Origin of the sequence: Streptomyces chumphonensis (assembly GCF_014779715.1) — a bacterium.
Taxonomy (GTDB): Bacteria; Actinomycetota; Actinomycetes; order Streptomycetales; family Streptomycetaceae; genus Streptomyces; species Streptomyces chumphonensis.
Window position 1 is genome coordinate 123,209 of sequence record NZ_JACXYU010000015.1, and the last position, 9,235, is coordinate 132,443.

General features: G+C 68.6%; 11 protein-coding genes. 9 read left to right on the top strand and 2 right to left on the bottom strand.

Translation table 11 applies throughout. From position 1 onward, the window contains the following. Nucleotides 1-87 precede the first annotated feature (87 nt). Nucleotides 88-1,956, bottom strand: a complete 1,869-nt coding sequence (gene dnaA, locus IF129_RS22590; protein ID WP_191211624.1) for a chromosomal replication initiator protein DnaA — start codon at nt 1,954-1,956, stop codon at nt 88-90. Between the two features lie 471 nt (nt 1,957-2,427). On the opposite strand from dnaA, the gene rpmH reads away from it, so the two are divergent. The 9 genes from rpmH (at nt 2,428) to IF129_RS22635 (ending at nt 8,768) form a co-directional block, all read left to right on the top strand. Beyond that, nucleotides 2,428-2,565, top strand: coding sequence for a 50S ribosomal protein L34 (rpmH, locus tag IF129_RS22595; RefSeq protein WP_016906158.1), 138 nt, complete (start codon nt 2,428-2,430; stop codon nt 2,563-2,565). A 21-nt stretch (nt 2,566-2,586) separates the two neighbouring features. Beyond that, the gene (gene rnpA / locus IF129_RS22600) at nt 2,587-2,955 is read left to right on the top strand and encodes a ribonuclease P protein component (protein WP_191211625.1); all 369 of its coding nucleotides are present in this window, start codon (nt 2,587-2,589) and stop codon (nt 2,953-2,955) included. Continuing rightward, nucleotides 2,952-3,239, top strand: a complete 288-nt coding sequence (gene yidD / locus IF129_RS22605; RefSeq protein ID WP_191211626.1) for a membrane protein insertion efficiency factor YidD — start codon at nt 2,952-2,954, stop codon at nt 3,237-3,239. Before rnpA ends, yidD begins: the two co-directional genes overlap by 4 nt. A gap of 3 nt (nt 3,240-3,242) precedes the next feature. Beyond that, on the top strand, nt 3,243-4,313 hold the full coding sequence (gene yidC, locus IF129_RS22610) for a membrane protein insertase YidC (RefSeq protein ID WP_191211627.1): 1,071 nt from the start codon (nt 3,243-3,245) through the stop codon (nt 4,311-4,313). Nucleotides 4,314-4,327: 14 nt separating this feature from the next. After that, on the top strand, nt 4,328-4,831 hold the full coding sequence (locus IF129_RS22615; protein WP_191211628.1) for a Jag family protein: 504 nt from the start codon (nt 4,328-4,330) through the stop codon (nt 4,829-4,831). An 89-nt stretch (nt 4,832-4,920) separates the two neighbouring features. Next, nucleotides 4,921-5,595, top strand: coding sequence for a 16S rRNA (guanine(527)-N(7))-methyltransferase RsmG (rsmG, locus tag IF129_RS22620; protein ID WP_318153893.1), 675 nt, complete (start codon nt 4,921-4,923; stop codon nt 5,593-5,595). A gap of 287 nt (nt 5,596-5,882) precedes the next feature. Then, nucleotides 5,883-6,932 (top strand): AAA family ATPase, encoded by a 1,050-nt coding sequence (locus IF129_RS22625; protein WP_224755405.1) that lies wholly within the window; start codon nt 5,883-5,885, stop codon nt 6,930-6,932. Next, nucleotides 6,929-8,065 (top strand): ParB/RepB/Spo0J family partition protein, encoded by a 1,137-nt coding sequence (locus tag IF129_RS22630; protein ID WP_191211630.1) that lies wholly within the window; start codon nt 6,929-6,931, stop codon nt 8,063-8,065. The genes IF129_RS22625 and IF129_RS22630 overlap by 4 nt, the downstream gene beginning before the upstream one ends. 85 nt (nt 8,066-8,150) lie before the next feature. Continuing rightward, complete coding sequence (locus IF129_RS22635; protein WP_191211631.1) at nt 8,151-8,768, top strand: GNAT family N-acetyltransferase; 618 nt, start codon at nt 8,151-8,153, stop codon at nt 8,766-8,768. A gap of 73 nt (nt 8,769-8,841) precedes the next feature. On the opposite strand, the gene trxA is transcribed toward IF129_RS22635, so the two are convergent. After that, nucleotides 8,842-9,165, bottom strand: a complete 324-nt coding sequence (gene trxA / locus IF129_RS22640) for a thioredoxin (protein WP_191211632.1) — start codon at nt 9,163-9,165, stop codon at nt 8,842-8,844. Nucleotides 9,166-9,235: the final 70 nt, after the last annotated feature.

Genomic DNA, 9,235 nt, shown 5'->3' on the forward strand with positions numbered 1-9,235 from the left:
GTGATGACGGGGGCGGGGAGAACGCCGGAGGACCGCCGCCCGCGTCGGGCAGCGGTCCTCGGTGGCAGCGGGCTCAGCGGGAAGGGCTCAGCCGTTCTTGATCCGGTTCGTCAGCTCGGTGACCTGGTTGTAGATCGAGCGCCGCTCGGCCATGAGCGCCCGGATCTTGCGGTCGGCGTGCATGACGGTCGTGTGGTCCCGCCCGCCGAACTGCGCGCCGATCTTCGGCAGCGACAGGTCCGTCAGCTCCCGGCACAGGTACATGGCGATCTGCCGAGCCGTGACCAGGACGCGGCTGCGCGAGGAGCCGCACAGGTCGTCCACGGTCAGACCGAAGTAGTCCGCGGTCGCCGCCATGATGTTGGCGGCCGTGATCTCCGGAGAGGCGTCCTCACCCCCCGGAATGAGGTCCTTCAGGACGATCTCCGTCAGCCCCAGGTCGACGGGCTGACGGTTCAGGCTCGCGAAGGCCGTGACCCGGATCAGCGCCCCCTCCAGCTCCCGGATGTTCCGCGAGATCCGGGAGGCGATGAACTCCAGCACCTCCGGCGGGGCGTTCAGCTGCTCCTGGACCGCTTTCTTGCGCAGGATCGCGATGCGCGTCTCCAGCTCCGGCGGCTGGACGTCGGTGATCAGCCCCCACTCGAAGCGGTTCCGCAGCCGGTCCTCCAGGGTGACGAGCTGTTTGGGCGGCCGGTCGCTGGAGAGGACGATCTGCTTGTTCGCGTTGTGCAGCGTGTTGAAGGTGTGGAAGAACTCCTCCTGCGTCGACTCCTTGCTCGCCAGGAACTGGATGTCGTCCACGAGGAGGATGTCCATGTCGCGGTACCGCTTGCGGAACGCGTCCGCCTTGCCGTCGCGGATGGAGTTGATGAACTCGTTCGTGAACTCCTCCGAGCTCACGTACCGCACCCGGGTGCCGGGGTACAGGCTGCGGGCGTAGTGCCCGATGGCGTGCAGCAGGTGCGTCTTGCCCAGGCCGGACTCGCCGTAGATGAAGAGCGGGTTGTACGCCTTGGCCGGTGCCTCGGCCACCGCGACGGCCGCCGCGTGGGCGAAGCGGTTGGACGCGCCGATCACGAAGGTGTCGAAGAGGTACTTCGGATTCAGCCGAGCCGTCGGTTCGCCCGGGCCCGTGGCCGGTGCGGGCTGGGCGGCCAGCGGCCCGGGGGCGCCGCTGGGCGCCGGCAGCTGGGGCGGCTCGTCGAACCGCTGCGGCGGTGGCTGGTGCTGCTCGTAGCCGGGCTGGCCGCCGCGTACGCCGTAACCGCGCTGCGGCGGCGGATACGGATCGCGGGGCGGGGCCCAGCTGTCGGTGTCCGTCTGTCGGGGCCAGGCGCCCGGCTGCGGGCGGCCGGGCTGCGGCGCGTGCGGGTAGTTGGGGTACGCGGGGCGGACGGCGGGCAGCTCCCGTGCCTCGTCGTAGCGGGCCGGCTCCTCGTAGCGCTGGTCGTCGTACCGGGGCTCGTCGTAGCGGGCCGGCTCCTCGTAACGGGGCCCCTCGTCGTACCGGGACTCCTCGTAGCGGGCCGGCTCCTCGTAACGGGGCCCCTCGTCGTAACGGGACTTCTCGTCGTACCGGGGCGCGTCGTCGTACCGCGAGTGGGGCGTGCGCTGCTCGGGAAGGGGCGCGCTGCCCGGACCGGTTCCCCCGGCGCCCTGTGCCGGGGCGGGCCCCGGATCGGGAGCGGGCCCGGTGACGGTGATCGCGAGCCGGATCGGCTGCTGGCACTCCCGGCTGAGGGCGTCACCGATCAGCGGGGCGAGGCGGCCCTCGAGCACCCCTTTGGCGTACTCGTTCGGCACGCCGAGCAGGGCGGTGCCGGAGACCAGCACCAGCGGCTGGCAGTCCCGCAGCCACCGCTGGTCTTTGGGCTCGATGCCCTGACTCTCACTGAGGAGGTGCTCGAGAACGTGTGGCCACACTGCGGCAAGATCGGCAGGTACGTCAGCCACAGGGCACGCTCTCTCACTCGCTGGGGACACTTTCCGCGAAAGTGTGGCTCTCGGGACGGCCGGGAGGAATCGGAGTCCGGCCACGGTAGTCGGCCCTGCTGGCGCGGCTCAAGTCGTTGTCCACAGGGTGTGCACAACTGTGCCATGCGCCGGGGGCTGCTTCTCCCCATCCGGCGGCGCCGCGCGTCGATCGGCCCCCGTCGCATGTCCGCCGGCCGTGGAGCGGGGCCCGGTCCTCCCGCGGGGACCCGGTTTGACCGGATGCCACGGCCGCGCGTACCGTAACCAGGTCGAGTTGTCGATGGCTGCTGCCGCCTGCCTCCGATGGGCACGAGCCCGATGGTCCGGTCCCGGGCCCAGGGTGAAGAAGCGGTGCACTCGGGCGTTGCGAGCTACTCGTGGGCGCACGGTGACAGCCAGTCGACGCCCCACAGCGTCTCCCCGAGACACAAGGATTCCTGGAGCCCCCGAGTGAGCAAGCGCACCTTCCAGCCGAACAACCGCCGCCGCGCGAAGACCCACGGCTTCCGGCTGCGCATGCGGACCCGCGCCGGCCGCGCCATCGTCGCGAACCGGCGCAGCAAGGGCCGCGCCCGCCTGTCGGCCTGAGCCACGGCGCAGGTCCATGACGTGCTGCCTACCGAGCACCGGCTGAGGCGGCGCGAGGACTTCGCGGCCGCGGTACGGCGAGGACGGCGGGCCGGTCGCCCGCTACTCGTCGTTCATCTGCGCAGTGGAACGGACCCGCACGGGACGGGGGACAACGCTCCCCCGCCGCGTGCGGGTTTCGTCGTGAGTCGAGCCGTGGGCAACGCGGTCGTGCGTAACCGTGTGAAGCGGCGCCTGCGCCATCTGATGGGCGAACGGCTGTCCCAGCTGCCCCCCGGTAGCCTGGTGGTTGTACGGGCGTTGCCCGACGCGGGTGACGCGGGTCATGACTCGCTCGCCCGGGATCTCGACTCCGCGCTGCAGCGGCTGCTTGGAGGGCCGCCGACGTGAAGTACCCGCTCCTGTGGCTGATCAAGCTGTACCAGTGGACCATCAGCCCGATGCTCGGGCCGGTGTGCCGCTACTACCCGTCGTGCTCGCACTACGGGTACGAGGCCATTCGTCGGCACGGTGCGGTGAAGGGAACGGCACTGACCGCCTGGCGCATCCTGCGCTGCAACCCCTGGTCGCCCGGTGGTGTCGACCATGTTCCTGCCCGGAAGCACCCGGTCTGGCATCAGCGGCTCCGGAGCCGCTGGCAGCATCGGACCCAGTCCCACGCCCAAGGAGCCTGATTCGTGGACACGATCCTCGGTCCTCTCTATACCGCTGTTTCCTGGATCATCGTCCAGTTCCACTCGCTGTTCAGCCTGGTCTTCGACGAGGACAGCGGCTGGGCCTGGGGTCTGTCCATCGTCTTCCTGGTGGTGCTGATCCGCATCGCGCTGATCCCGCTCTTCGTGAAGCAGATCAAGGCGACACGGAACATGCAGGCGCTCCAGCCGAGGATGAAGGCGATCCAGGAGCGCTACAAGAGCGACAAGCAGCGCCAGTCCGAAGAGATGATGAAGCTGTACAAGGAGACGGGCACCAACCCGCTCTCCAGCTGCCTTCCCATCCTGGCGCAGTCCCCGTTCTTCCTGGCCCTCTTCCAGGTGCTGAACAAGATCGCGAACAACCAGACCGTCGGCGTGCTCGACCAGGGCCTGGTGGAGAGCGCGCGGAACGCGTCGATCTTCGGTGCCCCGATCGCGGCGAAGTTCATGGACAGCGCCGCCACGATCGAAGCGCTCCAGGCGTCACTGACCGACGTCCGGGTCGTCACCGTCATCATGATCGTCCTGATGTCGCTGTCGCAGTTCTACACGCAGCGCCAGCTGATGACGAAGAACGTCGACCTCACGGTCAAGACGCCGTTCATGCAGCAGCAGAAGCTGCTCATGTACATCTTCCCGATCATGTTCGCGGTCTTCGGCATCAACTTCCCCGTGGGTGTCCTCGTCTACTGGCTCACCACCAACGTGTGGACGCTCGGCCAGCAGATGTACATCATCAAGCGCAACCCGACGCCGGGCTCCCTCGCCTACAAGCAGCGTCAGGAGAAGCTGCGGGCGAAGGGCAAGATCAAGGAGGATCCGGTCGAGGTCGCGGCCAAGGAGGCCGTCGAGCAGGCTCGGGCCAACCGCACCCAGCCCAAGCGGCAGCCGAAGTCGAAGCGGCAGAACGCCCCTGCGGGTACCGCTCCGGCCAAGGCGGCGGAGGGCAAGCAAGGCCAGGCCAAGACCGGTCAGGCCAAGACGGCGCAGGGCAAGCCGGGCCGGCCGCAGCAGAACAAGAAGAAGCCACAGTCCGCGAAGTCGAAGAAGTGAGAGGGAGTCCATCAGTGACGGACACCACCGAAGCCGCTGAGGGCACCGACACCCTTTCCCACCTGGAGCAGGAGGGGGAGATCGCGGCCGATTACCTGGAGGGTCTGCTCGACATCGCGGACCTCGACGGCGACATCGACATGGATGTCGAGGGCGACCGTGCCGCTGTGTCGATCATCAGCGACAGCAGTAGTCGTGACCTGCAGAAGCTCGTCGGCCGGGACGGTGAGGTGCTGGAAGCCCTCCAGGAGCTGACCCGCCTGGCCGTGCACCGGGAGACCGGTGACCGCAGCCGTCTCATGCTGGACATCGCCGGCTTCCGGGCACGCAAGCGCGCTGAGCTGACGGAGCTGGCCGACGAGGCTGCGGAGAAGGCGCAGAGCAGCGGCGAGCCGGTCAAGCTGAAGCCGATGTCGCCCTTCGAGCGCAAGGTCGTCCACGATGCCGTGAAGGCGGCCGGGCTGCGCAGCGAGTCCGAGGGTGAGGAACCGCAGCGCTGCGTGGTCGTCCTGCCGTGACGGCCGACCACGGGGACACGGGCGGACGAGGTGGTGACACCGAGCCCGTCGGTGCACAGGAGCTCGCGCAGCCGCCGGAGGACGCGGAGGTGGTCTTCGGTGAACGCCTGCCCGACGCCCTCCGCTACGCGGAGCTGCTGGCCGACGCCGGGGTGCGTCGAGGGCTGATCGGTCCTCGTGAGGTGCCCCGGCTGTGGGGGCGCCACCTCCTGAACTGCGCGGTGCTCTCCGAGATCGTTCCGGATGGCGTGACGGTCTGCGACGTGGGATCGGGGGCGGGGCTGCCGGGTATTCCCCTGGCTCTCGTGCGCCCGGATCTGCGGATCACTCTCCTGGAACCGCTGCTGCGACGGACCACCTTCCTCCAGGAAGCGGTGGAGCTCCTCGGTCTCGACCATGTGACGGTGGTCCGCGGTCGCGCCGAGGAGGTCCTGGGAACGCTTGAGCCCGTGCACGTCGTCACCGCGCGGGCTGTCGCCCCCCTGGACCGGCTCGCCGGGTGGGGGGTGCCCCTGCTGCGTCCTTACGGGGAGATGCTGGCTCTGAAGGGCGACACGGCGGAGCAGGAGCTGATCGGGGCGCGGTCCGCGCTGCAGAAGCTCGGTGTGGTGCGGACGTCCGTCGTCCAGGTGGGTACCGGCGTGGTGCATCCGCCCTCGACGGTGGTGCGGGCGGAAGTCGGCGAAAGTCCCGGAGGGGTGCGTTTCGCGGCCAAGCGGGCCAAGGCGGCTCGTGCGGGGCGTGCTGGTCGTCGCCGTCGCTGACCTCCGTGACGCCTGCCCGGCGGCACGGAGGCGGGCTGTATGCCCCCCTTACTCCATCAATGCGGCAAAGCCGCCCATCGCGGAGTGTCTACGGATCCGCTGCCTGGGTCGCGTGCATCGTGTTTCACGTGAAACGCCGCTCCCTTCTGCATGGAATCATCAGTCGGGGTCGTGCTGCTGCAGAGCCCCACGACCGAAAGCAGCGCGCTCCCCGTCCCGACACGTTGTCCACAACCGACGAGTTGTCCACAGAACTGCGGGGCTCAGTGGTTCACCACTCCTCAGGCATGGCAGGCTTTGACTCTGCGAAGGTGCCTTTCGAGGAGAGTGAACCGTTGCGGTCCGACGCTGATACCGCGGGACCGATGGCCGATCCGGTCCCCGGCCCCCGCGCTGAACTGGCGGATGTTTCACGTGAAACGCGTGAGACGCTGCCTCCCATGGACGACACCCCCATCGGCCGAGCCGCACAGCAGGCGGTGGAGGCGATGCACCGCGCCGGCGAAGGACTTCCCAGGCCCGAGCAGACGCGCGTGATGGTGGTCGCCAACCAGAAGGGCGGAGTCGGGAAGACGACCACCACGGTGAACCTTGCGGCCTCCCTCGCTCTCCACGGCGCGCGGGTCCTGGTCGTCGACCTGGACCCGCAGGGCAACGCCTCCACGGCGTTGGGCATCGACCACCATGCCGAAGTGCCCTCGATCTACGACGTCCTGGTGGAGAGCAAGCCACTGTCCGAAGTGGTCCAGCCGGTGCGGGACGTCGAGGGTCTGTTCTGTGCGCCTGCCACGATCGATCTCGCCGGTGCGGAGATCGAGCTCGTGTCGTTGGTCGCGCGGGAGAGCAGGCTTCAGCGGGCGATCTCCGCATACGAGCAGCCGTTGGACTACATCCTGATCGACTGCCCGCCTTCGCTCGGCCTGCTCACCGTCAACGCGCTGGTGGCCAGCACCGAGGTCCTCATCCCGATCCAGTGCGAGTACTACGCGCTGGAGGGCCTCGGTCAGCTCCTGCGGAACGTGGACCTCGTCAAGGGGCACCTGAACCCCGCACTGCACGTCTCCACCATCCTGCTGACGATGTACGACGGGCGGACGCGGCTGGCCTCGCAGGTCGCCGACGAGGTGCGTGGACACTTCCACAACGAGGTGCTGCGCACGAACATCCCGCGTTCCGTCCGCATCTCCGAGGCACCGAGCTACGGCCAGACGGTGCTCACGTACGACCCGGGCTCCAGTGGCGCCCTCTCCTATCTGGAGGCGGCCCGAGAGATCGCTCTGCGCAACGCTGAGGCGCACCAGAACCACCAGCACAGTACGGCGGAGGGGAATCAGTGACCGAACGACGAAGGGGTCTGGGACGCGGTCTCGCCGCGCTGATTCCCGAAGCCCCCAAGAGCCAGGACGACCACAACGGCCCGGTGCCCACCATCGGGATCAACGGCACGACGTCTCCCACCGCTGTGCCGGTCATCTCCTCCGAGCGCGGTGTGGCGGCTGCTGCCGTCACGGCCCTTCCGGACGGTGCCGGCCCGGAGCCGTCGGCCGGCACGCCGGAGCATCCCACGGCCGAAACCCGGGAGTCGGCACTCGCGGAGGTCGCGGGAGCGCACTTCGCCGAGGTGCCGTTGGAGGCGATCACCCCCAACCCACGGCAGCCCCGCGAGGTCTTCGACGAGGACGCCTTGGCGGAGCTGGTCACGTCCATCAAGGAAGTAGGGCTGCTCCAGCCGGTCGTCGTCCGTCAGACTGGGCCGGATCGCTACGAGCTCATCATGGGCGAGCGCCGGTGGCGCGCCTGCGGCGAGGCCGGGCTCGACCGCATCCCTGCCATCGTCCGGGCGACCGGCGACGATCAGCTGCTCCTGGACGCACTCCTGGAGAACCTGCACCGCGCTCAGCTGAACCCCTTGGAAGAGGCAGCGGCGTACGACCAGCTGCTGAAGGACTTCAGCTGTACGCACGATCAGCTCGCCGATCGGATCGGTCGCTCGCGCCCTCAGGTGTCCAACACCCTGCGCCTGTTGCGTCTGTCCCCGTCGGTGCAGCGACGGGTGGCCGCAGGAGTGCTCTCCGCCGGGCACGCGCGGGCGCTGCTGTCCGTGGATGACTCCGAGGAGCAGGACCGGCTCGCTCACCGCATCGTGGCAGAAGGGCTGTCGGTGCGGGCGGTCGAAGAGATCGTGACCCTGATGAGCGACAAGCCCGGTCGTTCGAGCAAGGCCAAGGGGCCCCGGGCGGGCAAGCGTGTCTCCCCCGCCCTCGACCACCTCTCCAGCCGCCTTTCCGACCGGTTCGAGACACGGGTGAAGGTGGATCTGGGGCAGAAGAAGGGCAAGATCGTCGTGGAGTTCGCCTCGATAGACGATCTGGAGCGGATCCTTGCCCAGCTTGCTCCAGGAGAGGGAAAGGTCTTGGAGCAGCGGCTCTCCGGAGAGGCCGAGCAGGACGCAGCGCAGCAGCAGGAGTAGGCCCTGCCCCACGCACGCAGCGACTCCTTCGCGCCCTCGGGGAACACGGCAGAGCGAGTTGACGCCCCATGGATACGATGGATCCATGGGGCGTCAACTCGTTCCGCTCACCTTGGACAACCTGTCGGACCTGCCGTCGGCCTGCCGTCGCTGTGTTCACTGGGAGCTCGACCCCGTCAGGGGCGGGCGTGCGGAGCGGGCAGGCACGGCGAAAGCGGAGAAGGAGGCATGGGTCTCCTCGGTTCTCCTGGAGTGGGGCTCCTGCGGACGCGTGGTCCACGTGGACGGGCGACCGGTCGGCTTCGTCATGTACGCGCCGCCCGCCTACGTTCCCCGCACCACAGCGTTTCCGACCGGCCCGGTGTCACCGGACGCCGTGCAACTGATCACGGCAGCCCTCCTGCCCGCCTACCGAGGCCAGGGGTTGGGTCGTGTCATGGTCCAGACGGTGGCCAAGGACGTGTTGCGTCGCCGTTTCAAGGCCATCGAGACGATCGCTGACGCACGGGGTACCGAGAGCCGCTGCCTGCTGCCCGCCGAGCACCTGCGAGCGGTGGGCTTCAAGACGGTGCGGCACCACGTCCGGTACCCCAGGCTGCGACTGGAACTGCGCTCCACGCTGTCCTGGAAAGAGGATGTCGAGCGGGCCCTCGACCAGCTTCTCGGCGCCGTGCAGAAGGACCCTGTACTTCGTCCGCTGTGACCGGATCGGGTATGCGAAACGGCTCGGCCTCTTCATGAGGCCGAGCCGTTTCACGTGAAACTGCGCATCGGTGTCAGCCGATGAAGTCGGACAGCTCCTTCTCCAGCGCCGCCTTCGGCTTCGCACCGACGATCGTCTTGACCACGTCGCCGCCCTGGTACACGTTCATCGTCGGGATGGACATGATCCCGTACTTGGCGGCCGTCTCGGGGTTCTCGTCGATGTTCAGCTTGACGACGGTGATCTTCTCCGCCTGCTCATCGGAGATGGCCTCCAGGGAGGGGGCGATCTGACGGCACGGCCCGCACCACGCGGCCCAGAAGTCGACGAGCACGGGCTTGTCGCTCTTGAGCACGACCGACTCGAAGTCGGCGTCGGTGACGGTCTGGGTGGCCATGGAGTCTCCTCAGTGGGTTGTGCGTACGGGGGAGCCGGGTGGTCGGTGTCAGGCGGTGGCTGCGGCGTGC

Excerpts from the sequence above, each read along its gene's own strand:
- IF129_RS22625 (WP_224755405.1), top strand. The coding sequence starts at position 5,883 with ATGGCAGGCTTTGACTCTGCGAAGGTGCCTTTCGAGGAGAGTGAACCG.
- IF129_RS22635 (WP_191211631.1), top strand. The coding sequence starts at position 8,151 with ATGGGGCGTCAACTCGTTCCGCTCACCTTGGACAACCTGTCGGACCTG.
- trxA (WP_191211632.1), bottom strand. The coding sequence starts at position 9,165 with ATGGCCACCCAGACCGTCACCGACGCCGACTTCGAGTCGGTCGTGCTC.